This window comes from Maribacter sp. HS, from assembly GCF_048059195.1.
GTDB classification, from domain to species: Bacteria; Bacteroidota; Bacteroidia; order Flavobacteriales; family Flavobacteriaceae; genus Maribacter; species Maribacter dokdonensis.
Genome location: NZ_JAYLVV010000005.1, coordinates 407,022 through 433,105 on the forward strand (window position 1 = coordinate 407,022; position 26,084 = coordinate 433,105).

Genomic DNA, 26,084 nt, shown 5'->3' on the forward strand with positions numbered 1-26,084 from the left:
GCATTACTTAAGCGGACAATTTCGGTTTTATGCATTAATGATAAATTATTAATAGCAAAGAAAAAGATATGAAAGGGAGCAAACCGGAGTATTTTCCAGTTTTAGAAGATGTTTTGCAAGCGGCACAGATTATTTCAGAAATTTCTGAAATTACACCGTTAACAGATAGTATTAGATTGTCTAAAGAGTTTAATTGTCAAATTCGTTTAAAACGAGAAGATCTACAAAGGGTAAGGTCGTATAAAATTAGAGGAGCTTTTAATAGAATTAGTTCCTTAACAGAGGAAGAAAGGGGTAAAGGGGTTATATGTGCCAGTGCTGGCAATCATGCCCAAGGTGTAGCTTTTGCTTGTTGTCATTTAAAGATCAAGGGTACCATTTACATGCCATCGGTTACACCCAAACAAAAAGTGGAACAAACCAAGCTTTTTGGTGGTGAATGGGTAGAAGTAGTGTTGCAAGGTGATACGTTTGACGATTCATCATTGGCAGCTAAAATACATGGTGATCAAACCGGTAAAATATTTGTACATCCATTTGATGACCCTAAGATTATTGAAGGTCAGGCAACTGTTGGTTTAGAACTTATAGAGCAGGCAAAAAAGCCAATTGATTACCTGTTCGTATGTATAGGTGGTGGTGGATTGGCATCTGGTCTTATTAGTGTATTTAGTCAACTATCTCCTAATACCAAAATTATAGGGGTAGAACCCAAAGGGGCTCCTTCTATGAAATCGGCAATCGATTCTGGTACAGTGGTTACCGTAGATAATATTGATAAATTTATTGATGGGGCTGCTGTTAAAAGGGTTGGTGACCTCACATTTCCTATCTGTAATTATTATTTGGATGATATGATTACGGTTGATGAAGGTAAAGTTTGTCAGACTATTTTGGACCTTTATAATAGAGACGCTATTGTAGTAGAACCTGCGGGGGCGTTATCTATTGCCGCGTTGGAAAAATACAAAGAAGAAATAGTTGGCAAGAATGTGGTTTGCATTATTGGGGGCAGTAATAATGATATTACGAGAACAGCGGAGATTAAGGAGAGAGCCTTATTATATGCCAAGTTGAAGCATTATTTTATTATTAGATTTCCTCAAAGACCGGGAGCTTTAAAAGAATTTGTGGTAGATATTTTAGGGGAAACCGATGATATTACCCATTTTGAATACTCTAAAAAATCCAGCAGGGAGAATGCACCGGCAGTCGTAGGTATAGAATTAAAGCACCCAGATGATTTACAACCATTGATCGAGCGTATGAAAAATAACAATTTCTATGGCGATTATATAAATGATAAACCGGATTTGTTTGAGTATTTGGTTTAAACTACTTTTAATATGTTAGATTCGGTTTTCTGTAGTTTTGGAGTGCCGTTCTATAATACATTTATCAATCATAGTACAAAATATAAAAAGAAATGAGCGATATTAAAATTCCAGAAGAATTTCAAATTACATCAACTATAGATCAAAAACAATATTTGGTCAACGGAGAACTAAAAGAATGGAAAGGAGATACCACAAATGTATACTCTACAATCTCTTCAACTAAAGAATATAAGCCAACATTATTGGGCAGTATTCCAGACCTGCAAGAAGCGGAAGCGCTCGAAGCTTTAGACGGAGCTTTAAAGGCGTATGACAAAGGTCAAGGGGTTTGGCCGACCATGCATGTAAAAGATCGTATTGAATGTATGGAGGTTTTCGTTTCAAAGATGAAAACGAAAAGACAAGAGGTAGTAAAACTTTTAATGTGGGAAATTGGAAAGTCATTGCCGGATTCTCAAAAAGAGTTTGATAGAACGGTAGAGTATATTGAAGATACCATTGAAGATTATAAGCAGTTAGATAGAGACGCAGCAAAGTTTACAAAGCATGATGGCGTGTATGCCCATATTAAGAGAGGACCTTTAGGGGTTGTTTTATGTTTGGGACCTTATAACTATCCATTGAACGAAACATTTGCATTGCTGATTCCTGCCATTATAATGGGCAATACCACCATTTTTAAACCTGCTAAACACGGTGTTCTGTTGATAACACCACTTTTAGAGGCTTTTCAAACAAGCTTTCCTAAAGGGGTAGTAAATGTATTGTTCGGTCGGGGTAGAACGGTTGCCGCGCCCATTATGCAAACCGGTAAGGTAGATGTGTTAGCATTAATTGGTAATAGTAAATCTGCCAATGCTTTACAAGATCAGCATCCAAAAAGTAATAGATTACGATTAGTTCTTGGGTTAGAAGCAAAAAATCCTGCTATTATATTACCTGACGCTGATTTGGACCTAACCATTAATGAATGCTTGGCCGGTACATTGTCTTTTAATGGGCAGCGTTGTACCGCTTTAAAAGTGGTTTATGTTCATGAAGATATCAGGGCAGATTTCAATAAAAACTTTGCAAAGAAAGTAGACGAGCTAAAGTTCGGAAATCCTTGGGAAGATGGTGTCAAACTTACTCCCTTACCTGAACCTGATAAAGCAGCTTACATACAAGGACTTATTGATGATGCGCTTTCTAAAGGTGCTAAGATCATTAATAAAAAAGGCGGTCAACATTTTGATAATTACATTTGGCCAGCGGTGCTATATCCTGTGACCAAAGAAATGCGTGTATATCAAGAAGAGCAATTTGGCCCTATTATTCCTATCGCACCTTTTACGGATATTGAAGAACCTTTAGATGACATGGCAGAAAGTAATTATGGTCAACAAGTAAGCTTGTTCGGTAAAGATGTGTATGCACTTTCTCCGCTGATAGATACCTTGGTGAACTTGGTATGTCGTGTTAACTTAAACAGCTCTTGCCAAAGGGGACCAGATGTTTATCCGTTTACCGGAAGAAAAGACTCTGCCCAGGCAACTTTAAGTGTGCATGATGCCTTACGCTCATTTTCAATAAGAACATTCGTTGCATTTAAGGATAACGAATTAAATACCGATATTATTGAAAATTTATTAGAGGCTAAATTGTCCAATTTTGTAAGTACAGACTATATCTTATAAGTTACCTTAATTGATTTATTTTAAGGAAAACCTCTTCTAATTTTTAGGAGAGGTTTCTTTTTTGCATTCTGTGGAAATGGCTTTTGCTCTTTCTAAACCAGAATATGGGTAGTAAGGTATGGTTTGTTCTTCTGCTTCAAATAATGTGATGGCACGTTCAATATCTTTACAAAATGGAACTGTTGATTTGCCAAAGAACCTAGCTGCGCCCATGTCCCATTCGGTTTTGCTTAAGACCACTCTTGGATTGTTTGGTGCAATACTTAAAGCTTTTTGATAAATAGCTGCATTCTCTCCAGACAAGGTCATACCATACTTAGCACCGTCAAAAGCTATATATGCTGTATTTAAGAGCGCATAGGATATCATTATTTCTGGATTGTTTTCTGAAATTGCCGATGCTGTATCTAAAAATTCTTTAGCCCTTGTGAGTTTTGTGGTCAATACCGTTTCATCCTTTAGCCCAAAGCTACTTACAATTTCAATTAAACCTGCATAATATGGTGGCAACCAATTATCGGTTTCTGCAGCTGAAATTCTTTCAAAAAGTTGAGATGCTTCGGTATTCTTTTGTTGGTCCCATAAAGCAAAAGCTTTGTTCATACCTTTTTCGTATGACGTTTGTGCGGTAATGTTCATTGTGAAAATAAAGGTGATGACTAGTAGTAAGGTTCTCATGGTATAATTTTTATATGTTATTTATTGTTTTCAAATATCTTTCTATTTAAATGTTATTAATAAAATAGATGACCCAGTTGTAGGTTATGGGTATTGAGTTGTAAGTATTAAAGGTTGTCTAGCTGGTTGTCATTTTTATTTTTACTGATTGTCCAGAAGAAACCAATGAAAAAGAAGCGGTCTGCGGCGGGTGTAATTGTTCTTCGGTCGAATATACCATCAGTATTTGGCTGATCTGCATATTGGTAACCATTTATGTTTTTTGTACCCAGTACATTACTAACGGATAAGTACACTATTTTCTGCGGACTTATCAAATAGGCGTAATTGAAGTTTAGTGAGTTGAAACTTTTGGCTTGTTCCGTTAAAAAACGGCCTGTGTTTGGGTCTGTATAACTACGACCTGATGCATAGTTGTAGCTGAATCCGATCTGACTTTTCCAATCTTCAACCCATCGTTTTACCACTAATGATGCATTATGCTTGCTAGCAAAATCTGGTGTAGCTTTGGTTGGGTAATTTTGATAATTTCTTTTTGTATCTAAATAAGAATAAGACATCCAATATTCTGTATTTTTTAATGTTTTGTTGTCTCTCCAAAAAATGTCCAATCCTTTTGCAAAACCATTACCGGTATTGTCATAAATTGATGTGGGTAAAGTGAAATCGGTATCGTACTTTACTAAACTACCATAGTCTTTGTAATACGCCTCGGCTCTAAAAATCTGTTTGTTTTTTACATATTGATAGTTGGCTATATAATGGGTAGTCTTTTCTGCGCTAAAATCAGTGTTGAATTTTAAATATTCATTCTTAGGATTTTGAAAGAACTCTCCGTATGCTAGAGAAAATTGTGCATTTTGCCCAGCTTTATAGGCTAGAGAGAGTCTCGGAGATAGATTAAATTCTTGTAATAATTGTGAATATTCACCTCTAAGACCCACTTTTGTCGCTAGATTTTTAGAGAAGAAAATATCTGCTTCGGCAAAGCCGCCTAAAAGGTTGTTGTTAAACTTGTATTCATTTTTAATAGTATTCGCACTGTAATCTTCTTTGAAGTCGGTTATAAAATATTCAGCGCCAAAGTTTAATTTGTATCTACTGGAAAAGTATTTCTTCAGTGCTAATTTAAAATGGGCAGAATTTTCGGTGTCCGTAATATCTGCTGTGTCTAACTTTAATTTCGTTTGATCGCTAGCAAAGCTTATTCCTGTTGAAATACTCCAATCCTTTTCCATAAAATCTTGATAAGAAGTATTTAGATAAAGGTTGTTATTGTTCAACCCAAATCTAACACCATTAACTTCATTGATGTCTTCTTGTGTTAAATCAAAGTCAACAGCGCTGTAGGCACCATATACTTTTAGAAGTCCGTCATTATTGAATTTATATCTGTATACTGCTTCGCCTCCAAAAGATGCTACAGGTTTATGCCATTCATTGTTATCTGGATATAATCCCTGATACGGTGCAAGATTTATATAATTGGCATTGACGCTCAGTGAACTTTTATCCCATATTTGGGTATTTCCAAGTCCTAGGCCAACCGTCATTATGGAAATATCCGTTTTTTCTTCTTGTGGTTCGTTTACACTGTTCAATAATAAAACACTTGATAGTGCTTGACCGTATTCTGCGGAATAACCTCCCGTTGAAAAGGTAATTCCTTTAAATAAGAAGGGAGATAATCGGCCCCTTGATGGTATGTTGTTTGCCGAAGGAGAATATGGAGTGAACACACGCATACCATCAACGAATATTTGAGTTTCCTCTGCATCGCCACCTCTAACGAATAATCTGCCATCCTCGGCAACATTAGAAGTACCGGGTAATGTCTGTAATGCGCCTACAAAGTCTCCTAAGGCTCCTGCTGTGGTTACAATATCAAGTGGTTTTAAAGCGGTAACCTTTGCATTGTCGCCTGCATTAAATGTACCGGCGTTAACGGTAACGGCATCCAATGTGTTTACATCGTCTCTTAATTTGATGGTGATATTTTGAAAATGAGTGATTTCGTCTGATTTTGAATAGGTTTCAAATGAAATGGATGAAGCAATTAAAGTATGTATTCCAGTAGCATCGGTTTCAAAGGAAAATACCCCTTGATCATTGGTTGCAGTACCATCATAAGTTCCTTTTAAATATACATTTGCCCCAATAATTGGTAAGCCTTGTTGGTCAATTATGTTACCGGAAATGGTTGATTGCGCGTATGTATTCAAGTAGAGTAGTGTAAGTAAAGCAATTAGTAGCGTCTTCATTATTGATTGTATTTTTTGATTGATGCCACAAATATGATTTGTTCGTAATGGTTTGAACAAAATGGTTTTCTCAATTGTAGATTTTCTATACTGAATTGGGTGAATTTATAATTGTGAGGAATTACGTGGGGTTAATTTTTCACAGAAATATGGTAATTAATTTGAGTTGAAACCGACATATGCGTTCTAACTTTGCCTTTTTAATTGCTTGTGTTATATAGATTGATGCAGAAAGATTTAAAGTTTGAATTATGGAAAAATTAAAAACAAATAAAAAAGCATTATTTGCTTTAGCTATAGGAGGTTTTGGAATAGGGCTTACCGAGTTCGTTATCATGGGAATTTTAACGGAAGTATCTGGTTCTTTAGGAATAACAATTCCACAGGCAGGGCATTTTATTGCTGCTTATGCTTTAGGGGTAGTTGTGGGCGCGCCGTTGTTGACAGGTTTTGGGTCTAAGCTTAGTCCTAAAAAAATGTTGTTCTTGTTAATGATTTGGTTTACGGTTTTTAACACCCTGTCTGGTTTGGCAACTGGGTATACCAGTTTGTTATTTTTAAGATTTTTATCAGGAATACCACATGGTGCCTTTTTTGGTATTGGTGCGGTAGTGGCCACTAAGCTTGCTAAAAAAGGAAAAGGTGCTCAGGCTATTTCCATTATGTTCTCTGGTTTAACCGTAGCTAATGTAATAGGAGTGCCAATTGGTACGTATTTAGGTCAGCAATTTAGTTGGAGTGTTTCTTTTTACTTAGTGGGTCTTGTTGGTTTATTGGCACTTGGCAGTATTTATTTATGGATGCCGCAAATTAAGGTTGATGAGCGGGAAGAAAAGGTTACGGTGTCCCAAGGTTTAAAAAATAGCGAACTATGGGCATTGATTGCGCTGACCACGATAGGTACGGGCGGATTTTTTGCATGGTACAGTTATGTTGCTCCTTTAATTACGGATGTAGCAGGTCTGCCAAATCATTTTGTTGGTTACGCTATGATGTTGGCCGGTTTGGGCATGGTTGCAGGAAATTTTTTAGGGGCTAAAATGGCAGAGTGGTTTTCTCCTCTAAAAGCGGTTATAATTAGTCTATCGGTAATGTGTGGTATTTTGTTATTGAATATGATGGTAGCGACCAACCCTTATCTGTTAATGGTACTTACTTTTGTTATTGGAGCAATATCATTTACTGTGGCAACGCCTATTCAAATGGCTATCATAAATACCTCTAAGGGTTCAGAAATGCTAGGTTCTTCTATGAACCAAAGTGCTTTTAATATGGGTAATGCATCTGGAGCGTATTTGGCTGGCTTACCAATTGCCTTTGGGTACGGTATTGTGTATTCTAGTTTAGTGGGTGCTATACTTGCTTTTTCTGGTGTTGCAATAGCTGTTGGTATTTTAATCGTAAGAAAAAGAAAGGAAAGTAAATATAGAAAAATGGCTATGGGCTGTTAATTAATAATTGTAATAAAATAGTAAAAAGCAACCTTGTTCAAGGTTGCTTTTTTTTGTTATTCTGTTTGGTTTATGGTTATATCAAAATGCTTGTAATCAATACCTTTTATTGTTAAATTTTTCATTTTGTGCAGTTCATCGGTAATTTTATACATTTTAACGCGTTATAAGGGTCTAAACCTACAATGCTGTGTCACGTACCAAACTATTCTTTGGAACCATAATTATGGTTATCTTACTTTTTGTTCTAACGGCTTCATCTTTTAAGCCTGAACATTCAGAGGCAATTATTGCAAATCCTAACCCTGTTAAAACGCTTGCGGAGAAAAGGGAAATCAAACTGTATAATATACGGCAGAAAGCTTTGAACAAAGCATTATCGAAATATTTTGATAAGGCTATAAAATCTGGCGATATTGTAGGAGCAGGTGTAAGTATTGTAAATGGCGATTCTGTAATTCTTTCTAATGGATACGGAAAAAGAAGTTATAATGGTAAAGAGTCGGTAGATGCAGAAACATTGTTTAGACTAGGATCAATATCTAAGGGATTTACCGGTATATTGGCTGCACGTTTGGAGAGTGATGGTAAGCTTCGTTTAGAAGATAAGGTTTCAAGTTATTTGCCCAATTTTCATTTTGGTAGTCAACAGAATACAGAGCGTATAAAACTTTCACATCTTCTTTCGCATACATCGGGTACGCCATATCATAGTTATACAGATTTGGTTGAGGCTGGGTTATCTATGTCCTCTATAAGTGAAAAATTCAATAATGTGGATCCTATCAGTGAACCTGGTATACAATACAGTTATCAGAATGCCATGTTTTCTGTTTCACAGGAAGTAATGTTGAAAGCCACAGGAAAAGATATAAAGGCCTTATTGACCGATAGATTTTTTGAACCTCTTGGTATGAGTTCGGTTTCTATGGATCATGAGTCTTTAATGAATACAGATAATATTGCATTGCCTCATATTAAGAGGCGTAATGGGTGGAAACAGGTATTGCCTAGGGACAATTATTACAACGCAATTGCTGCAGGTGGTATAAACGCGAATTCATTGGATATGGCCAAGTGGATGCGATTTTTATTGGGACATAATCCAGAAGTGATGTCAAAAGATGAAATGGCACCGGCTTTTAAACCATTTATAGAATTAAAAGGTCATCGTAAATATTATCAAAAGTGGCCTGGTCATGTAAAATCATCGTACGGTTTTGGTTGGAGAATTCATACTTTAAAAGAGAATGAAAGTGGGGCAGAAGAAACCATTTGGCATCATGGCGGGAGTGTGAACAACTATAGAAATGAAATAGCACTTTTTCCTGAATCTGATTTAGGAATCTGTGTATTGATCAACGGACCATCAAAATTGGTAAAAACCGTAATCCCGGATTTACGGGCAATAGTTAAAAGTATTTATGATAAGGATATTGCTGTTGCAACTAGTATTTAAAATTGAAATAGAATTTAAATAAAAAAAGTCCCTTTAATCAGTGATTAAAGGGACTTTTTAGTTAAAAAATTGGTCTAGATATTGTTAGCCAACCAATCTCCAACTTCACTGGTTTTATAGCTTTTGCCACCTTCGGCTAAATCCTCTGTAACATAACCTTCGGCCAATGACTTATTAACTACTCGTCTAATTTCTTCAGCTTCTTCAGTTAAATCTAAATCTTCAAAAAGCATTGCTGCAGAAAGTACAGTTGCTAAAGGGTTTGCAATGTCCTTACCTGCCGCTTGCGGATAAGAACCATGAATAGGCTCGTATAAAGAAACATCACTACCAACAGATGAAGAAGGCATTAGTCCCATAGATCCTGCAATTACAGATGCTTCGTCTGTTAGAATATCACCAAATAGGTTTGCTGTAATGATTACATCATATCCTTTTGGCCACTGAATTAAACGCATTGCTACGGCATCTATAAACTCATACGTAACCTCTACTTCCGGATAATCTTTTTCCATGGCCTGTACGGTCTCTCTCCAAAGTCTAGATGATTCCAATACGTTGGCCTTATCTACACAACATAATTTTTTAGAACGTTTCATAGCAAATTCAAAGCCTTTTTTAGCTAATCTTTCTATTTCAAAACGTTGGTAGGTCATGGTGTCAAATGCGGTATTTCCATCATCTTTTCTGCCACGTTCCCCAAAATAAACTCCTCCTGTTAATTCTCTTAGAATAATTAAATCCGTTCCTTCTATACGATCTCTTTTTAAAGGAGATTTGTCTATTAATGAAGGAAATGTAAATGTTGGTCTAACGTTAGCAAATAAGCCTAATTTTTGTCTCATTTTCAACAATCCCTGTTCAGGACGAACTTTTGCTGACGGGTCATTGTCAAAACGGGGGTGACCTATAGCACCGAATAAAACAGCATCTGCATTTGCACAAATTTCATGTGTTTCGTCTGGGTAAGGTTCCCCAACGGCATCAATTGCTGCCGCACCGGTAAGCGCTGGCTGCCAAGTGATATGGTGCTCATATTTTTTAGCAATGGTATCACATACCTTTACTGCTTGATCAATAACTTCAGGACCGATACCATCACCGGCCAATAAGGCAATATTTAATTTCATGGTTAATCGCTTTTTCGCTTTTCGCTGTACGCTAAACGTTATACTTTAATCGTATATAGTTTAGGCTATTTATAATTATATCTTATTAATTAAACTATTTAAACTTCTTCTCACTTTATTTACTTTATCATGAATGCTTAAAAACTCTTTATTCATAATATAGTCAAGGTCTTTTGCTAATATTGTAAAATACTCTAATTCACTTGCCGAGCCTTGAGCTATAATTAAAAATCTTTTGAATTCAGCATCAGATTCCCTTCCGCACCCTTCAGCTATATTTGCTGGTATGGATGAAGAAGCTCTTCTCATTTGACTTGTTAATCCAAAAATTTCATCGTTTGGGAAGTTCTTGGTCAATTTATACGTTTCTAAAGTAATTTCATGACCTAATTCCCAAACTGTATATTTTTTATAATCCCTCATTTTTGGCATTTAGCGCTTAACGAACAGCGTCAAGCGCTTTGCGCTATATTATATTCAACATTTTCTCGGTAGCTTTAATGGCACTAACCGTTTGGTCTGAATCCAATCCTCTTGATGTGAATTCTTTTCCGTTCAATTCCCAAGTAATTACTGTTTCGCATAATGCATCAGAAGTACTACCAGGAGGAATTCTTACCGCATAATCCGTTAGTTTAGGTAAGGCAATTTTTTTAGCAATGTACACCTTTTTAAGGGCATTCATAAAAGCATCATATTGTCCGTCTCCTTGAGCATGTGCTTCAATTACTTTTCCATCTATTTCAACAGATAGGGTAGTAGAAGGCATTAATCCCTTGGCGTGTGTAAGTACGTAAGATTTTATAAAAACCTTTTGCTTATAATCTGCAGTATCTAGAACATCGGATATTATAAAAGGGAGGTCATCTTTGGTTACGCGTTCTTTCTTGTCTCCTAATTCTATAATTCTGGCAGTAACCTTTTTTAATTCTTCATTATTTAGGGTTAATCCAAGCTCCTGCAGGTTTTTCTGTATGTTGGCTTTGCCAGACATTTTTCCCAATGCATATTTGCGCTTTCTACCAAAACGTTCTGGCATTAAGTCACTGAAGTAGAGATTGTTTTTACTGTCTCCATCTGCATGAATACCGGCGGTTTGGGTAAATACATTATCGCCTACTATGGGTTTATTCGCTGGTATGGTAAAACCCGTAAAAGCAGATACCAGTTTACTTACTTTATATAAAGAGGTTTCATTTACATTAATTTCCACTTCTGGTAAAAAGTCATTGATTACCGCAATGGCACTTGCCATTGGAGCATTACCAGCGCGTTCTCCCATACCGTTTACGGTTAGGTGAAGACCATGACAACCGGCTTTTACGGCTTCCATAATATTGGCAACACCTAAATCGTAATCGTTATGTCCATGAAAATCAAAATGTAAATTCGGAAATTTTTTAATGATTTCAGTTAAATAAGCATAGGTTTCTGTGTGTGTAAGAATACCTAATGTATCTGGTAATAAAATCCTTTTTACATTTTGTGTTGAAAGGAATTCTAAAAATTCAAAAACATACTCTTTTGAATTTCGCATTCCATTACTCCAATCCTCTAAGTAAATATTATTGATAATGCCTCTTTCTGTGGCTTGTTCAAAAATAGCTGCTATTTCATTGAAGTGTTGCTCCGGAGTTTTCTTTAACTGATATTTTAAATGGTTAAGAGAGCCCTTGGTCAACAAATTTTGTGATACGGCACCAGAAGTTTTCATCCAATCCAAAGAAACTCCACCGTCCACAAAAGTTAGAACCTCTACACGTTCTAAATAACCATTTTCAGCGGCCCATTCGGTAATTTTTTGAACAGCTTCAAGCTCACCATCGGAAACTCGTGCCGAAGCTACTTCAATACGGTCTACTTTTAGCTCTTCTAAAAGTAGTTTCGCCAAGGTTAATTTTTCCGATGCAGAAAAGGATACGCCTGAGGTCTGTTCACCATCCCTAAGGGTGGTATCCATTATTTCTAACTTTCTTTTTTTCATGTGATCTAATTGCCATTTCATCTAATATTAGGAAACGGCAAATGGTTAGTTAACGTAAATGATGTTGGTACTTTGAAAATTGAGTTTATAACGGAGTGTTTTCCGCAAATGTCTCAATATCCTTTTTGATGTTCAATAAGTAATCAATATCATCAAAACCGTTCAACATATTGTTTTTCTTGTAATCATTGATGTCAAAAGATTCACTTTCACCCGTAGCCAACAATGTTATTTTTTGCTCAGGAAGATTAATTTCCAATTCTGCAGAAGGGTCTGCCTCCACGGCATCAAAAATTTTCTGTAAAAACTCTGCACTTACCTGTACGGGTAAAACACCGATGTTTAAACAGTTGTTTCTGAAAATATCTGCAAAGAAACTAGAAACTACACATCTAAATCCGTAATCATAAACTGCCCATGCAGCGTGCTCACGGGATGAACCAGAACCAAAGTTTTTTCCACCTACTAAAATTTTTCCACTGAATTTATCTTGGTTTAAAACAAAATCTTCTTTCAGGGTGTTGTCCTGATTGTATCTCCAGTCTCTAAAAAGATTATCACCGAAACCTACACGCTCTGTTGCTTTTAAGAACCTAGCCGGTATTATTTGATCGGTATCTACATTTTCAATTGGCAACGGTACTGCCGTTGATGTCAATATATTGAATTTATCGTATGCCATTTTTTATAGCTTTTTGCCTCTGGTTATTGACCATTGGCCTGTATTATTATCATTGTTTTTTCACTAAAAGCCTTAGGCTATTAGTTAAGGACAAAATTGTTATACTAACTCTGCCATTAATTCCCTTGGGTCTGTTACTTTACCGGTTACGGCAGCCGCAGCAGCAACTAAAGGACTAGCCAACAAAGTTCTTGATCCAGGACCTTGTCTTCCTTCAAAGTTTCTGTTAGATGTACTTACGGCCAGTTTACCAGCAGGTATCTTATCATCGTTCATTGCTAAACAAGCAGAACAACCAGGCTCACGAAGTTCAAAACCGGCTTCGGTTAAAATATCCAATATGCCTTCTTCTTTAATGGCAGTTTCTACTTTGTGAGATCCAGGAACCAACCATGCGGTTACATTATCGGCTTTTTTCTTTCCTTTTACTATTGATGCAAAAGCACGGAAATCTTCTATACGACCATTGGTGCAACTTCCAAGGAAAACAAAGTCAATAGGCTTGCCCATCATACTTTCACCTTCATTGAAATCCATATATTTCAATGATTTCTGATATGTAGATGCACCACCTTGAACGGCATTTGCCATAGGTATATCATTTGATATTCCCATTCCCATACCCGGGTTGGTACCGTAGGTAATCATTGGTTCTATTAACGAACCGTCAAAAGTCAATTCTTTATCGAAAATGGCATCTTCATCGGTATACAATGTTTCCCAATAAGCCATAGCCTTATCCCAGTCGGCACCTTTTGGTGTAAACTCACGACCTTTTATATATTCAAACGTTTTTTCATCTGGAGCGATCATACCACCACGGGCACCCATTTCAATACTCAGGTTACACACGGTCATACGACCTTCCATACTCATGTCCCTGAAAATTTCACCTGCATATTCTACAAAGTATCCAGTAGCACCAGAAGTAGTTAATTGAGAGATAATGAATAAGGCAACATCTTTAGGAGTAACACCTTTACTCATTTTCCCGTTGATATTGATACGCATTCTCTTTGGTTTAGGCTGCATAATACATTGCGTAGCCAATACCATTTCAACTTCAGATGTTCCAATACCAAAGGCAATAGCACCAAATGCACCATGTGTAGAGGTGTGAGAATCTCCACATACTATAGTAGCACCAGGTTGTGTAATACCGTATTCAGGGCCAACAACGTGTACAATACCATTTTTTGCGTGACCTAATCCCCAATAAGAAATACCATATTCATTAGCATTTTCCTCTAACATTTTTAATTGGTTCGCAGAAAGTGGATCGGCAACCGGCAAATGTTGGTTTATTGTAGGCGTGTTATGGTCAGCCGTTGCAAAAGTTTTCTCCGGATGCATTACAGGAATATTTCTATTCTTAATGCCAAGGAAAGCAACAGGACTGGTTACCTCATGTACCATGTGTCTGTCAATGAACAGTACATCTGGACCATCTTGTATTTTATGTACTACGTGGGAATCCCACACTTTGTCAAATAATGTTTTTGTTGCGCTCATATTCTATATAATCTAAGTTCACAAATCTATTAAAACCAAGGGTTTTTTCGAAATTAACACCCTTCTAAATTACGATGTTCAACGATAAAGTTGTTATATTTTAATGAATTTCTAAGTACAATATAAAACTATAGGAGTCACTTGGTTTATTGTTTAAAAATTTAGGAAAACACATATATTCTTTAGAAAAATTCAATTTTTTCCTTCCCTTGAACACATTCTTAATTTTTTTGAACATTGTCTAGTTTATGTATAGTAGTTAATTCAATTGTTCTATTGTTTTCTATAAGTATAAATAGCAGGTCAATTTTATATGTGGTAATTTTTGGATGTTCTTTTAAGGTCTGTTTTTGATTGACTTATTGTTTAATTATCGGCATGTAGTTTAAAATTGATAATGAAATATTGTCAAAGGTGTAATGTCGTTAAATTCAGGGATAAAAATTACGATAATAACTTTAGGATACATGTTAGAAAAATCTACTAAAAAGCGTTACAACATATTGGCAATGGTATTTTTTACTGTTGTGATCAATTACTTAGATCGTAGTAATATTTCGGTTGCTGCGTTTGCTTTAAGTGATGAATTAGAATTAAGTACCGTACAAATGGGATATATTTTTTCGGCCTTTGCGTGGACCTATGCTATTTTGCAAATACCAGGGGGTATTATGGCCGATAAAATAAAAACAAGATTCTTATACCCTATTCTTATGGCATTTTGGTCAATTGCTACATTAATACAAGGTGTCGCCAATTCTTTTTTATTATTAATAGGTTTAAGGGCTAGCATTGGAATTTTTGAAGCACCATCTTATCCCATTAATAACTTAATAGTTACTCGTTGGTTTCCTGATAATGAAAGGGCTTCCGCAATTGCTGTTTATACCTCTGGACAATATTTGGGTTTGGCATTTTTAACTCCAGTCTTAACTTGGATACAATCTCAAATGGGGTGGAGGGGCTTGTTCATTGTAAGTGGTATTATTGGTTTGGTTTGGGCATTGGTGTGGTATATTTTTTATCGAGATCCAAAAGAACACAAAAGCATAAGCGAAAATGAATTGAAACATATTGCCGATGGTGGCGGACTTATTGACTTGAAATCGAATGTAAAGGGGAAACCGAAGGAGAAATTTGAGATGTCAGATTTAATTCAGGTTTTCAAGTATAGGAAGCTTTGGGGTATTTACATAGGTCAGTTCTGTTTAGGTGCTACAGCAATATTCTTTCTTACATGGTTTCCAACATATTTAGTGAAATATAGGGGGTTAGACTTTTTGCAATCTGGTTTTTTGGCGTCTATACCATTTTTGGCGGCATTCGCAGGTATTTTATTGTCTGGGTTTAGTTCAGATTATTTAGTAAAAAAAGGATATAGTAATGAAATTGCCAGAAAAGGACCTATTGTTATAGGTATGTTACTATCTACGGCAATCATTGGTGCCAATTATACAGATGACAATACTTTGGTTATTCTGTTTTTGGCAATTGCTTTCTTTGGTAATGGGCTGGCAAGTATAGCATGGGTTTTTGTTTCGCTTATGGCACCTAAGAACTTAATTGGCTTAACCGGAGGGGCCTTTAATTTTATTGGAGGCTTGTCTGCTGTGGTCGTACCAGTTGTTATAGGCTATTTAGTAGAGGATGGAGATTTCAAACCGGCTTTGTTCTTTATTGGAGGAGTTGCCTTTCTAGGGTTCTTCTGCTACACCTTTGTTATTGGTAAGGTTGAAAGAATAGTGTCAAAATCTTAAATAAACTTATGAAATGAGAATTACGGATATTAAAACATTTCCTATTAACATAGGCACAGGTATTCAGTTGGTAGTAAAAATAGAAACCGATGAGAATATTCATGGATGGGGAGCATCTGGTCTTTCAGGTAGAGAGCTAGCCGTAGTAGGTGCTATTCAACATTTTAAAATTTTCTTAATAGGTAGGGACCCAAGGCAAATTGGTGCACTTTGGCAAGAAATGTATCGTGGTCAATATTTTGAAGGAGGTCGTGTATTAACAGCCGCTATCTCTGCAATTGATATTGCCTTGCATGATGTTAAAAGTAAAGTTCTTGAAATTCCCATATATGATCTTTTAGGGGGTAAGCAACGAGATTATGTAGAGTGTTTTGCCTCCGTGCGTTTCACGACAAAAGAAGAGTTGTTGCATTATTCAAGAATTTTGGTAAAAGATGGATGGAATATGCTACGATTGGCTCCCGCAGAGTTTGAATCTCAGAAAGACCCGGGTATTTTTGAGCCAAGAACTTCTATTGCACTTTTGGCAGATTGGGTTACTGAATTGCGCAAAGAAATTGGTTCTAAAATTACAATGGGCATAGATTATCATACTAGGCTGTCTATACCAGAAACTTATTCGTTCATACAAAGAATGCCTAAAGGAACTTTAGATTTTATTGAGGAACCTATTAGAGATGAAAATCCTGAAGCTTATAAAAGTTTACGTCAAATGGTAGATGTGCCTTTTGCTATTGGTGAGGAATTTTCAAGTAAATGGCAGTTTATGCCCTTTATTGAACAGAATATAACTCAATTTGCACGTATAGACGTATGTAATGTGGGCGGTTTGACCGAGGCTAAAAAAGTAGCGGCAATGGCAGAAACACATTACATAGATTTAATGCCCCACAATCCATTAGGACCTATATGTACAGCAGCAACTATACAATTGGCGGCTTCTTGCCCAAATTTTAGTTGGTTAGAAGAAATAAATACACCTGCCCAATATATGGGTACCAATGCACCAGAGTTTTACCCAGAGCAACCCATTCTTGAAGGTCCTCGGTATAAAGTATCGGATTTGCCTGGTCTGGGTGTAGCGTTTAATGAGCAATTGGCGCTTTCTAAAGATTTCAAGCCTATTGAAATTCCTAGATTAAGAAAAAATGATGGATCATTAACAAATTGGTAATCAAATGAGCTTTGTAACTTTTGGAGAAATAATGTTGCGGTTAACGCCGAACGATCACGGACAGAAAATAAATTCTAGCAATACCTTTAATGTTAATTATGCTGGTTCAGAATCTAATGTGGCAAGTGCATTGGGCGTTTTGAACAATGATATTTCTTTTGTTTCCAAATTACCGTCCAATCAGTTGGGTGATGCAGCTGTTAGAAACCTACAGGCGTTTGGTGTTCAAACTAATTTTGTGGTCCGTGGTGGCAGCAGAATTGGCACATACTTTATAGAGATAGGTGACTCCATTAGGCCATCAAGTGTTATTTATGATAGGGCAAATTCTGCAATTAGTACTATAAAAGAAGGTGAGTTTCCGTGGGAAGAAATCCTTAGAAATAAAAAATGGCTCTTTCTTTCTGGTATTACACCTGTACTTAGTGAACAATGTGCAAAAGAGACTATAAATGTTGCAAAAATAGCCAAGGAATTAGGGGTTAAGGTTGCTTTTGATATGAATTATAGAAGGACCTTATGGAAATCCAATAAAGATGCACAGCTTATTTTTAACAAGATACTAGGTCATACTGATTTGCTTTTTGGTAATGCAGGTGTATTAAAAGATGTTTATGAGATGGATTTTGAAGGTGATTGTCCTGAAGAAAAGACTATAAACGCTGTTCTAAAGGCAAAGAAAAAGTTTGGCATTGAGCAACTGGCATTTACAATTAGAAAGCATAGCTCTGCCACTGAGAATGAGCTATCTGGTGTGTTGCTGTCCAATAATAACTTATCGGTAGCAAAAATTATAAAGGTGAACATAACAGATCGTTTTGGCACAGGAGATGCCTTCGCCGCTGCTTGTTTACATAGTATTAATAAAGGTGATGCGGATCAAGAAATTATAGATTTTTCTACGGCGGCTTTTGCATTAAAGCACACTATAAAGGGAGATCAGCATACCAGTTCAGAAAATGAAATTAAATCAATAATGGAAGGTAATATCTCCGGACATGTTTTAAGATGAATAGAAAAGAAATAGTTGCTAGAATCAAAAATGAAAAAATTGTGGCCATTCTTCGTACAAAGAGTCAAAATGATGTGCCCCAGTTGGTAAAAATTGTCTTGGAAACCGGGGTAGATGTACTTGAGATTACATCTAATACGCCTGGTTATTTAGAAGAAATTACCAATGCTCGTGCCTTGTATCCAAATAAAATTATTGGAGTTGGCACAGCTATTAATGTCAAAATTGCGGAGCAAGCCATAGCAGCTGGAGCACAGTTTCTGGTTACTCCAAATACTAATGTGGATGTCGTTGCACTGAGCCATAAATATGATGTGCCCGTTTTAATGGGCGCTATGACGCCTTCAGAGGTTTGTGTGGCTAGCGAAAATGGAGCAGATGTTGTAAAACTTTTTCCTGCCGGTGCAATGGGTCTTCAATATTTTAAAGCGTTAAAAGCACCTTTGGATCATATTGAATATTTTGCAGTGGGTGGAATTAATCCGAATAACGTTGGCGATTGGTTTAAAGCTGGTGCATCGGGTATAGGTTACGGTTGTGTGGTCAATGATGCCAAGACCGGTAAAATCGATTTTGAGGCCAGTAAAAAATTATCTGAAGATTTTGTAAATCAGGCAAAATCCAATTAACATGATTAAAAAAGTTCTATTCCTACTAGTATTCATTGTTACAGCTTCCTGTAAAATGTCTGGGACTAAAGAAATATTAGGGGATGGATCCATAACATCAAACTTTTCAATTGAGATACTAGATGATGAAGCTTTACAGGTTTTAGACTCAAAAAGTACATTGAAAATAATAGCTAGTGGTTTTGATTGGGTAGAGGGACCATTGTGGATAGAAGATGGTCAATACCTTTTGTTTTCTGATATTCCTAAAAATAAAGTCTATAAACTGAATGCCCAGAATGATACGGTAACTTATTTAAACCCTTCTGGTTTTGATGTTGAAAATTATACAGGTTTTGGACCGGGTTCAAACGGTTTGCTGTTAAGTCCACAGGGGCAGCTGGTACTTATGCAGCATGGAGAGCGGCGTGTTGGGGTGATGAAATCAGATTTGGATGATCCAAGTTCTACGTATGCTTCTTTAATAAATAGCTTTGAAGGTAAAAGGCTGAATAGTCCCAACGACGGTGTTTTTGACAAAAATGGAAATTTGTATTTCACTGATCCACCATACGGACTTCGAAACTTAATGGAAGATGAGGATAAGGAATTGGATTTTCAGGGAGTTTATTGTCTTTTAAGATCTGGTGAACTAATTCTAATAGATAAAGAATTGAGTTTTCCGAACGGAATTACACTTTCTAGTGATAACAAATTACTTTATGTAGCAGTGTCAGATGATAAGGTTGGTGGTGCTTGGTTTCAATATAGTCTAGAAGCACCAGGTAAAGCTGTTGACAAGAAGTTATTTTATGATGTTAAGCACTTGTTGGGCAAACCTGGTCAACAAGGACTTCCAGACGGTTTGAAAGCAAATAGTAAAGGCTATATTTTTGCCACGGGTCCAGGTGGGTTGTGGATTTTTAATAAAGAAGCTAAACCTATAGCTAGAGTATACACGGGTTTATTGACTTCTAACTGTGCCTTAACAACTAATGAAAAGCGATTATTTTTAACTGCAGATAGTTATATATTGGCTTTGGATTTAAAATAAAACTAACTAATATATGTCCAGATATTCTTGTGTTTTACCAGCTGTGCATACATATGTCTAATAATTAGATTTTCTGGCTTGCTTAAAGATGGGTCTTCTTTTAGTAATTGTAGGGCATAGTAGCGAGCCGATTTTAAGATGTCATTATCTTTAACTATATCCGCAATTTTTAGATTTAACAGACCACTTTGTTGGGTGCCCATAATGTCACCTGGCCCTCGGAGTTTTAGATCTACTTCTGCAATTTCAAAGCCGTCATTTGTGGTCACCATAGTTTCTAGTCTGGTTTTGGAGTCGTTAGATAGCTTATGGCCGGTCATTAAAATACAAAAACTTTGATCGGCACCACGGCCAACACGACCACGTAATTGGTGTAGTTGCGATAAGCCAAACCGTTCTGCGCTTTCAATGATCATAACCGATGCATTAGGCACGTTGACCCCAACTTCAATAACTGTAGTGGCTACCATTATTTGTGTTTCTCCCTTTACAAAGCGCTCCATTTCAAAATCTTTGTCCGCCGGTTTCATTTGTCCATGAACTATGGAAATCTGATATTTTGGTTGTGGAAAATCGCGCACAATGCTTTCATAGCCATCCATAAGATCTTTGTAATCCATGGCTTCAGATTCCTGTATTAATGGGTATACCACATAAACCTGGCGTCCTTTTTCAATTTCATCTCGTATAAAACGAAATACTTTTAATCTGTTACCGTCATAGCGATGCACTGTTTTAATGGGTTTTCTACCAGGTGGTAATTCATCTATTACAGAAATATCCAGATCACCATACAGGCTCATGGCCAATGTTCTTGGTATGGGTGTTGCCGTCATGACCAATATATGGGGCGGAAATTCATTTTTATGCCATAATTTAGAACGTTGCGCTACGCCAAACCGATGCTGTTCATCGATAATGGCTATTCCTAAATTCTTGTATTTAACCTTGTCCTCTAAAAGGGCATGGGTACCTATAAGTATATTCAATTCCCCATTTTCCAATTGCTCATGTATAGGCTTTCTAGCCGATTTTTTTACTGAGCCCGTAAGTAACGAGCAGGTAATTTCAGTACCTTCCAGTAACTCTGATATGCCTTGAAAATGTTGGTTGGCCAGAATTTCCGTAGGTGCCATTAAACAGGCTTGAAATCCGTTGTCAATGGCCAACAACATGGTCATTACCGCAACTATGGTTTTTCCCGATCCTACATCACCCTGCAGCAATCTATTCATTTGTGCATTACTGCCAAGGTCTGCCCGTATTTCTTTTATAACTCTTTTTTGTGCTCCCGTTAATTCAAAGGGTAGTTTGTTGTTGTAGAAATCTTTAAAATATTCACCAACTTCAAGAAATGGAAACCCTTTTATCTTTTTCTTTCGAGATACATTTTTTCCTATCAGTTGCAATTGTATATAAAAGAGCTCTTCAAATTTTAATCGCCACTGGGCTTTTGCAAGTAATTCTTGGTTTTTTGGAAAATGTATATTGAACATTGCCTCACTTTTGCCCAATAGCTTTAACTCATACAGTAATTTGTCCGAAAGGCTTTCGGTGAACTTCCCGTTGATTTCCATGAAAAGTTGCTGCATCAATTTGCTTATGACCTTGTTGGTTATGCCTTTATTACCTAATTTCTCCGTAGATGGGTACACGGGTTGCATGTACACTTTTGTGCCTTGCTCGTGCTCTTTTAATGGCTCCATCTCTGGGTGGGGCATTGAGAAAGTACCATTAAACCAATTGCATTTACCGAATATCACGTACGGTACGTTTAATTTTAGATTTTCACGAATCCATTTTTGACCTCTAAACCAGACTAATTCTATTTCTCCTGTGTCATCTTTAAAACGAGCTACCAACCGTGTACCTCTTTTTTGTTCAACGGTTTTAATATTGATGATTTTTCCAATAATCTGCACATCGGCATTGCTACGTTGCAATTGACCAATTTTATAATATTGGGTTTTATCAATGTAGCGGTTAGGAAAAAGGTTCAGCAAATCTTGGTAAGTGCTTACTCCTAATTCTGACTTTAAGGTTTCGGCCCTATTGGGACCAACACCTTTTAAGTATACTACTGGAGTTTGCAAGAAGTTTGCGTTCATGGTACTAAAATAGGGATAAGCCCCTTAATCCCCAAAGGGGAAAATGTCATTACTGCTCTTGTAAATATGGTTCTAATGGTAACTGGCGAAATAAGTGTTGTTTAGCATCACATTCAATTCAGGTAAAGGTTAGGGAAGTGCTCCCCAAAACATTAAATTTGAAATATTATTTGTTTGGAATACTGTATGAAGAAATTAATTTTCACCCTTTTTTTATTCTTATCCCTCTATGCTTTTGGGCAACATCAAGATAAAGTAGATTTTATTAAAGCCAAGGTTTACCTAGGTTTTTTACCTAAAGAGAAAAAGATTAAAGGCGGAGTGATCTATCGTTTTCATGTGTTACAAAATGTTGATTCTGTATTTTTTGATGCAAAGAATATGGATTTTTCAAAAGTAGAACTTGATGGGGAAAAGATAGACTTCACTGCCACAGAAAAGACAATTTCCATTACACAAAAATTCAAAGCGGGTGAATCACATAAACTGATGATCCAGTATATAGCCAAGCCTAAACAAACGGTTTATTTTATTGGTTGGGATGATGAATTAGAAGGCAATGAACAAATATGGACGCAAGGCCAAGGAAAGTATACCAGCCATTGGGTTCCTAGTTTTGATGACATGGAAGAAAAGGTAGAATTTGATCTTACCATTAAAGCCGATAAAAAATATCAAGTAATTGCAAATGGTAAACTACTTCTAAAAACTGATAATGATGAGGAAGATGCTATTTGGTTATTTGATATGAAAAAACCTATGAGCAGTTATTTGTTGGCATTCGCTATAGGTATATATCAAAAGCAGGTATTAACATCTGAAAGTGGTATAACTATCGAAAACTATTACTACCCAAACGATAGTCTAAAAGTGGAACCTACATATAGATACACTAAAGGGATATTTAATTTTTTAGAAAATGAAATAGGTGTACCGTATCCATGGCAAGATTATAAACAGGTTCCTGTTCATGATTTTTTATATGCAGGCATGGAAAATACGAGCGCTACTTTTTTCTCTGATGCATATGTTATTGATTCCACTTCGTTTATAGATAGAAATTATGTAAACATCAATGCGCATGAATTAGCGCACCAATGGTTTGGTAATTTGGTGACGGAAAAGAATAGTGAACACCATTGGTTACATGAAGGTTTTGCTACCTATTATGCCTATTTGGCTGAAAAGGAAATTTTTGGTGATGATTATTTCTATTGGAAGCTATTTGATACAGCTAAAACGCTAAGTGATATTTCTGAAAAAGGAGAGGGGCAGAGTTTATTGAACTCTAAGGCTAGTAGTCTTACCTTTTATGAAAAAGGGGCATGGGCTTTAGCTATTTTAAGAGAAGAAATTAGGGACTCCGCATTTAAAACAGGAATTAAAGCTTACTTAGATAAATATAAGTTCAAAAATGTGACTGTTACTGATTTTATTAATGAAATGGAAGAAGTGAGTAATCAAGATTTAGACAGTTTTAGAAAAAATTGGTTAGAAGGTGATTTATTTCTGATGGAAGAAGCAAAAGAGTACCTTATAAGAAATAGTGCTACCCATAAAATATATTATGATTTAATTTTAGGTAATTCAAAAGAGTTTACGCCTTCTGAAATTTTAGCAAATCCGAAATTTTCATTGCAATTAAAGCTGGCCTTACTTAGCCTAAGAAATGACTTTTCTGCATTGGAATTACCTGTTTTGATTACCAGTGACAATGTAAAAGTTAGGCAATTTGCCGCTGAGAAAATAAGTAAAATACAAGAGTCTCTTAAAGAGGATACAGAAGCGCTATTATTAGATGATAGTTACGTAACCAACGAAATAATGTTATATAATTTGTGGTCTAGTTTTGAGCAAGATAGGGTTATGTATCTAGAAGAAACAAAGGATGTTGTTGGTTTGCCCAATAAAAGCTTTCGGCAACTTTGGTTGACATTGGCATTGTTTACGCCCGAATATAAACCTACGGAGAAGGTATACTTTCACCGAGAACTTGTGGGATATACAAGCGCTGTATACAATCCGGAAATAAGACAAACGGCCTTTCAATATCTGTCCGAAATTAATGCTCTAAATGATGAAGCCTTGGTCAATTTAATTAAAGCTACCAACCATCATTCTTGGCAATTTAGAAATTATGCCAGGCTATTGTTAGATAGGTTATGGGAAAACGACGAACAGAAAAAGGAAATTGAAAAGGTGGCAAATCAACTAAATTCAGCAGATTTGCGTTATCTTAAAACGAAATTAAAATAATAATGAAAGCATTGGTTATTTCTGGTGGTGGTAGTAAAGGTGCCTTTGCAGGTGGTGTTGCTCAATACCTTATTCAAGAAGAGGGTAGAAAATATGATATTTTCGTAGGTACTTCTACTGGCAGTCTTCTAATCTCTCACCTGGCATTAGGTAAGTTAGATAAGATTAAGGAAATCTATTCTAATGTGAATCAAAAAAGTATTTTTAACAACTGCCCTTTTCTAGTGAAGAACATTCGTGGTAATGAAGAAATTTCAATTAACCATTGGAATGTTTTACGAAATTTTCTAACCGGTAAAAAGACCTTTGGCGAGAGTGAAAATCTTAGAAAGCTCATTGAAAATAGTTTAACCATTGAGGAATTTGAAACTTTAAAAAATGGAGATTCTGATGTAGTTATAACAGTTTCTAACCTCTCATTAAATCAAGTGGAGTATAAGTCAATTAAAGATTGCACTTATGAAGATTATTGTGACTGGGTATGGATTTCTGCAAACTACACGCCATTTATGAGTTTGGTGCGCAAAAACTATTGTGAATATGCAGATGGTGGTCTAGGTAGTATTGTGCCTATTGAGGAAGCAATAAAAAGAGGTGCTACTGAAGTAGATGTGGTTGTTTTGCATACCGAAGTAAATTATATGAACAGGGTAGCTTCTCGAAATCCGTTTGAGTTGATTACTACGATGATGAGTTTTATTCTTGACCGTATTGAAAATCAGAATATAAGAATTGGAAAATTGGTCGCCAATCAAAAGAATGCCATTATAAACCTGTTCTATACACCCACGATATTAACGACTAATTCTTTAATTTTTGATAAGGCAAAAATGACACTTTGGTGGAAAAGAGGATACTTGTATGCCAAAAATAAAAATGAAGAGACAAACCCAATAGAGCCAAACGAACACGAATAAAGATTGATTATTTATCTATAGTTTTTGGGTTTTTTAATGCAAGAAATATTCCAACACAGCCAATACCCAAGCATAAAGGAGAAAAGAGCAAAGTGTCCATTTGAGCAAATTCAGTTGTGGTTACTTCTTTGAAAAAACCAACATATTTAAATTCTCCTATAGCTCTTATTAAGAATATGATAGGAATTATCCATTGCCCAAATTTAATGAAGTACTTTAAAATTTTAGAGTTTGAATTGCTTGGGTTTTGCGTATAAACAATTGCGAATAAGAGCAAAACTACTCCCACAAGAATACAATCTACTGTAGTTGGGGCAAGTAAAATATTTCCGTTTTCATCGGCTGGTAATGAGCTGCTATAGCCAATTGACCCACCTGCACTCCAATAAAAGTGAATTATGGATAAGGCGAGAAATGTTGTTATCAAACAATATTTTAAAACATTCCTCATTTTCAAAAGATTACCATAAGTCACCAATCTCCTTTTTAACAAAGGATAGGGCAGTGGCAGATGGTGAAGTTTTATCCATGGTTTCGTTTAAGATGTCTTCTCGTAATTTATCTGCTGTCTCAGTATTGCTCATCGCAGCTTTTCTGATCATTTGAATTGTTGCGCTCTTAGCCGCTTTGATGACATTCCAACATTCATCTGTCATATATATTTGTTGGGAAAGGTTGTGGTCAAATTCGGTTTCTATGCTTTTGATCAATAAGTTTTCATAAGCATTTTTATCATCGGATTGCGGAGAAACACGAACAACCAAACTTGGTATGGCAATACGTTCTAAAAATAAGGCCATTCTTTCATAAGCCTGTAAACGTACGGGTAATGTATCTTTTTGAGAGTCTTTGTGCAATAGAAAACGTCGTCTTCCTTCTTCATTATTGGTGTGCATTCTAAAGAAATAGAAAGCAATTGCACCAGTTACTACTGATGGTATTAAATAAGCGAAAAGTTGAAAAATTTGGTCGGAGTTCATTTTTTAATCAGTTATTATTTACTAAACAAGAACGTCCAAATTTTTCAA

21 protein-coding genes are annotated in these 26,084 nt (G+C 36.1%); 11 read left to right on the top strand and 10 right to left on the bottom strand.

Annotated features, from left to right (window positions below; all coding sequences use genetic code 11):
* Positions 1 to 68 precede the first annotated feature (68 nt).
* Entirely contained in the window at positions 69 to 1,334 is a 1,266-nt protein-coding gene (ilvA, locus tag VBZ51_RS14590; RefSeq protein ID WP_416577401.1) for a threonine ammonia-lyase, read from the top strand.
* A 92-nt stretch (positions 1,335 to 1,426) separates the two neighbouring features.
* Positions 1,427 to 3,013: an NADP-dependent glyceraldehyde-3-phosphate dehydrogenase gene (locus VBZ51_RS14595; protein WP_416577402.1), complete on the top strand. Its 1,587-nt coding sequence runs from the start codon at positions 1,427 to 1,429 to the stop codon at positions 3,011 to 3,013.
* Positions 3,014 to 3,049: 36 nt separating this feature from the next.
* Here the strand turns inward: VBZ51_RS14595 and VBZ51_RS14600 are convergent, their stop codons facing one another.
* Positions 3,050 to 3,691 (bottom strand): tetratricopeptide repeat protein, encoded by a 642-nt coding sequence (locus tag VBZ51_RS14600; protein WP_091604974.1) that lies wholly within the window; start codon positions 3,689 to 3,691, stop codon positions 3,050 to 3,052.
* A 107-nt stretch (positions 3,692 to 3,798) separates the two neighbouring features.
* Entirely contained in the window at positions 3,799 to 5,952 is a 2,154-nt protein-coding gene (locus tag VBZ51_RS14605; protein ID WP_416577403.1) for a TonB-dependent receptor, read from the bottom strand.
* 251 nt (positions 5,953 to 6,203) lie between these two features.
* Here VBZ51_RS14605 and VBZ51_RS14610 point away from each other — a divergent pair, with 251 nt between their 5' ends.
* Complete coding sequence (locus VBZ51_RS14610) at positions 6,204 to 7,403, top strand: MFS transporter (protein WP_074673518.1); 1,200 nt, start codon at positions 6,204 to 6,206, stop codon at positions 7,401 to 7,403.
* A 190-nt stretch (positions 7,404 to 7,593) separates the two neighbouring features.
* Positions 7,594 to 8,862 carry a serine hydrolase domain-containing protein gene (locus VBZ51_RS14615; protein WP_416577404.1) on the top strand — a complete coding sequence of 423 codons (1,269 nt, stop codon included), beginning with the start codon at positions 7,594 to 7,596 and terminating at the stop codon, positions 8,860 to 8,862.
* A 74-nt stretch (positions 8,863 to 8,936) separates the two neighbouring features.
* Here the strand turns inward: VBZ51_RS14615 and leuB are convergent, their stop codons facing one another.
* The 5 genes from leuB to leuC form a co-directional block, all read right to left on the bottom strand.
* Positions 8,937 to 9,992: a 3-isopropylmalate dehydrogenase gene (gene leuB / locus VBZ51_RS14620; protein WP_416577405.1), complete on the bottom strand. Its 1,056-nt coding sequence runs from the start codon at positions 9,990 to 9,992 to the stop codon at positions 8,937 to 8,939.
* 75 nt (positions 9,993 to 10,067) lie between these two features.
* A complete protein-coding gene (locus tag VBZ51_RS14625) occupies positions 10,068 to 10,415 on the bottom strand; it encodes a four helix bundle protein (RefSeq protein ID WP_416577406.1) in 348 nt (115 codons plus the stop codon).
* Positions 10,416 to 10,458: 43 nt separating this feature from the next.
* Positions 10,459 to 11,976: an alpha-isopropylmalate synthase regulatory domain-containing protein gene (locus VBZ51_RS14630; protein ID WP_416577407.1), complete on the bottom strand. Its 1,518-nt coding sequence runs from the start codon at positions 11,974 to 11,976 to the stop codon at positions 10,459 to 10,461.
* 85 nt (positions 11,977 to 12,061) lie between these two features.
* Positions 12,062 to 12,658 carry a 3-isopropylmalate dehydratase small subunit gene (gene leuD, locus VBZ51_RS14635; RefSeq protein WP_058105861.1) on the bottom strand — a complete coding sequence of 199 codons (597 nt, stop codon included), beginning with the start codon at positions 12,656 to 12,658 and terminating at the stop codon, positions 12,062 to 12,064.
* Positions 12,659 to 12,757: 99 nt separating this feature from the next.
* Positions 12,758 to 14,170 carry a 3-isopropylmalate dehydratase large subunit gene (gene leuC / locus VBZ51_RS14640; RefSeq protein WP_058105862.1) on the bottom strand — a complete coding sequence of 471 codons (1,413 nt, stop codon included), beginning with the start codon at positions 14,168 to 14,170 and terminating at the stop codon, positions 12,758 to 12,760.
* A gap of 467 nt (positions 14,171 to 14,637) precedes the next feature.
* Here leuC and VBZ51_RS14645 point away from each other — a divergent pair, with 467 nt between their 5' ends.
* From VBZ51_RS14645 to VBZ51_RS14665, 5 genes are read left to right on the top strand one after another with little or no spacing between them, the layout of a single operon-like run.
* Entirely contained in the window at positions 14,638 to 15,927 is a 1,290-nt protein-coding gene (locus VBZ51_RS14645) for an MFS transporter (protein WP_416577408.1), read from the top strand.
* 13 nt (positions 15,928 to 15,940) lie between these two features.
* Positions 15,941 to 17,101: a mandelate racemase/muconate lactonizing enzyme family protein gene (locus VBZ51_RS14650; RefSeq protein WP_416577409.1), complete on the top strand. Its 1,161-nt coding sequence runs from the start codon at positions 15,941 to 15,943 to the stop codon at positions 17,099 to 17,101.
* A gap of 4 nt (positions 17,102 to 17,105) precedes the next feature.
* Positions 17,106 to 18,113: a sugar kinase gene (locus tag VBZ51_RS14655; RefSeq protein WP_416577410.1), complete on the top strand. Its 1,008-nt coding sequence runs from the start codon at positions 17,106 to 17,108 to the stop codon at positions 18,111 to 18,113.
* Positions 18,110 to 18,742, top strand: a complete 633-nt coding sequence (locus VBZ51_RS14660) for a bifunctional 4-hydroxy-2-oxoglutarate aldolase/2-dehydro-3-deoxy-phosphogluconate aldolase (protein ID WP_416577411.1) — start codon at positions 18,110 to 18,112, stop codon at positions 18,740 to 18,742. The genes VBZ51_RS14655 and VBZ51_RS14660 overlap by 4 nt, the downstream gene beginning before the upstream one ends.
* Before the next feature lies 1 nt (position 18,743).
* Positions 18,744 to 19,775, top strand: coding sequence for an SMP-30/gluconolactonase/LRE family protein (locus VBZ51_RS14665; RefSeq protein WP_416577412.1), 1,032 nt, complete (start codon positions 18,744 to 18,746; stop codon positions 19,773 to 19,775).
* Positions 19,776 to 19,777: 2 nt separating this feature from the next.
* Here the strand turns inward: VBZ51_RS14665 and recG are convergent, their stop codons facing one another.
* Positions 19,778 to 21,883 carry an ATP-dependent DNA helicase RecG gene (recG, locus tag VBZ51_RS14670; protein WP_416577413.1) on the bottom strand — a complete coding sequence of 702 codons (2,106 nt, stop codon included), beginning with the start codon at positions 21,881 to 21,883 and terminating at the stop codon, positions 19,778 to 19,780.
* A 186-nt stretch (positions 21,884 to 22,069) separates the two neighbouring features.
* On the opposite strand from recG, the gene VBZ51_RS14675 reads away from it, so the two are divergent.
* Both VBZ51_RS14675 and VBZ51_RS14680 read left to right on the top strand, forming a co-directional pair.
* Entirely contained in the window at positions 22,070 to 24,139 is a 2,070-nt protein-coding gene (locus VBZ51_RS14675; protein WP_416577414.1) for a M1 family metallopeptidase, read from the top strand.
* A gap of 2 nt (positions 24,140 to 24,141) precedes the next feature.
* Positions 24,142 to 25,056, top strand: coding sequence for a patatin-like phospholipase family protein (locus VBZ51_RS14680; RefSeq protein ID WP_058105870.1), 915 nt, complete (start codon positions 24,142 to 24,144; stop codon positions 25,054 to 25,056).
* Positions 25,057 to 25,063: 7 nt separating this feature from the next.
* Here VBZ51_RS14680 and VBZ51_RS14685 read toward each other — a convergent pair whose 3' ends face one another.
* Positions 25,064 to 25,483, bottom strand: coding sequence for a DUF3995 domain-containing protein (locus VBZ51_RS14685; protein ID WP_416577415.1), 420 nt, complete (start codon positions 25,481 to 25,483; stop codon positions 25,064 to 25,066).
* 34 nt (positions 25,484 to 25,517) lie between these two features.
* Positions 25,518 to 26,036, bottom strand: coding sequence for a hypothetical protein (locus tag VBZ51_RS14690; RefSeq protein WP_058105872.1), 519 nt, complete (start codon positions 26,034 to 26,036; stop codon positions 25,518 to 25,520).
* Positions 26,037 to 26,084: the final 48 nt, after the last annotated feature.

Coding starts and splice junctions, on each gene's coding strand:
- ilvA (WP_416577401.1), top strand. CDS start 69: ATGAAAGGGAGCAAACCGGAGTATTTTCCAGTTTTAGAAGATGTTTTG.
- VBZ51_RS14595 (WP_416577402.1), top strand. CDS start 1,427: ATGAGCGATATTAAAATTCCAGAAGAATTTCAAATTACATCAACTATA.
- VBZ51_RS14600 (WP_091604974.1), bottom strand. CDS start 3,691: ATGAGAACCTTACTACTAGTCATCACCTTTATTTTCACAATGAACATT.
- VBZ51_RS14605 (WP_416577403.1), bottom strand. CDS start 5,952: ATGAAGACGCTACTAATTGCTTTACTTACACTACTCTACTTGAATACA.
- VBZ51_RS14610 (WP_074673518.1), top strand. CDS start 6,204: ATGGAAAAATTAAAAACAAATAAAAAAGCATTATTTGCTTTAGCTATA.
- leuB (WP_416577405.1), bottom strand. CDS start 9,992: ATGAAATTAAATATTGCCTTATTGGCCGGTGATGGTATCGGTCCTGAA.
- VBZ51_RS14625 (WP_416577406.1), bottom strand. CDS start 10,415: ATGAGGGATTATAAAAAATATACAGTTTGGGAATTAGGTCATGAAATT.
- VBZ51_RS14630 (WP_416577407.1), bottom strand. CDS start 11,976: ATGAAAAAAAGAAAGTTAGAAATAATGGATACCACCCTTAGGGATGGT.
- leuD (WP_058105861.1), bottom strand. CDS start 12,658: ATGGCATACGATAAATTCAATATATTGACATCAACGGCAGTACCGTTG.
- leuC (WP_058105862.1), bottom strand. CDS start 14,170: ATGAGCGCAACAAAAACATTATTTGACAAAGTGTGGGATTCCCACGTA.
- VBZ51_RS14645 (WP_416577408.1), top strand. CDS start 14,638: ATGTTAGAAAAATCTACTAAAAAGCGTTACAACATATTGGCAATGGTA.
- VBZ51_RS14650 (WP_416577409.1), top strand. CDS start 15,941: ATGAGAATTACGGATATTAAAACATTTCCTATTAACATAGGCACAGGT.
- VBZ51_RS14655 (WP_416577410.1), top strand. CDS start 17,106: ATGAGCTTTGTAACTTTTGGAGAAATAATGTTGCGGTTAACGCCGAAC.
- VBZ51_RS14660 (WP_416577411.1), top strand. CDS start 18,110: ATGAATAGAAAAGAAATAGTTGCTAGAATCAAAAATGAAAAAATTGTG.
- VBZ51_RS14665 (WP_416577412.1), top strand. CDS start 18,744: ATGATTAAAAAAGTTCTATTCCTACTAGTATTCATTGTTACAGCTTCC.
- recG (WP_416577413.1), bottom strand. CDS start 21,883: ATGAACGCAAACTTCTTGCAAACTCCAGTAGTATACTTAAAAGGTGTT.
- VBZ51_RS14675 (WP_416577414.1), top strand. CDS start 22,070: ATGAAGAAATTAATTTTCACCCTTTTTTTATTCTTATCCCTCTATGCT.
- VBZ51_RS14680 (WP_058105870.1), top strand. CDS start 24,142: ATGAAAGCATTGGTTATTTCTGGTGGTGGTAGTAAAGGTGCCTTTGCA.
- VBZ51_RS14690 (WP_058105872.1), bottom strand. CDS start 26,036: ATGAACTCCGACCAAATTTTTCAACTTTTCGCTTATTTAATACCATCA.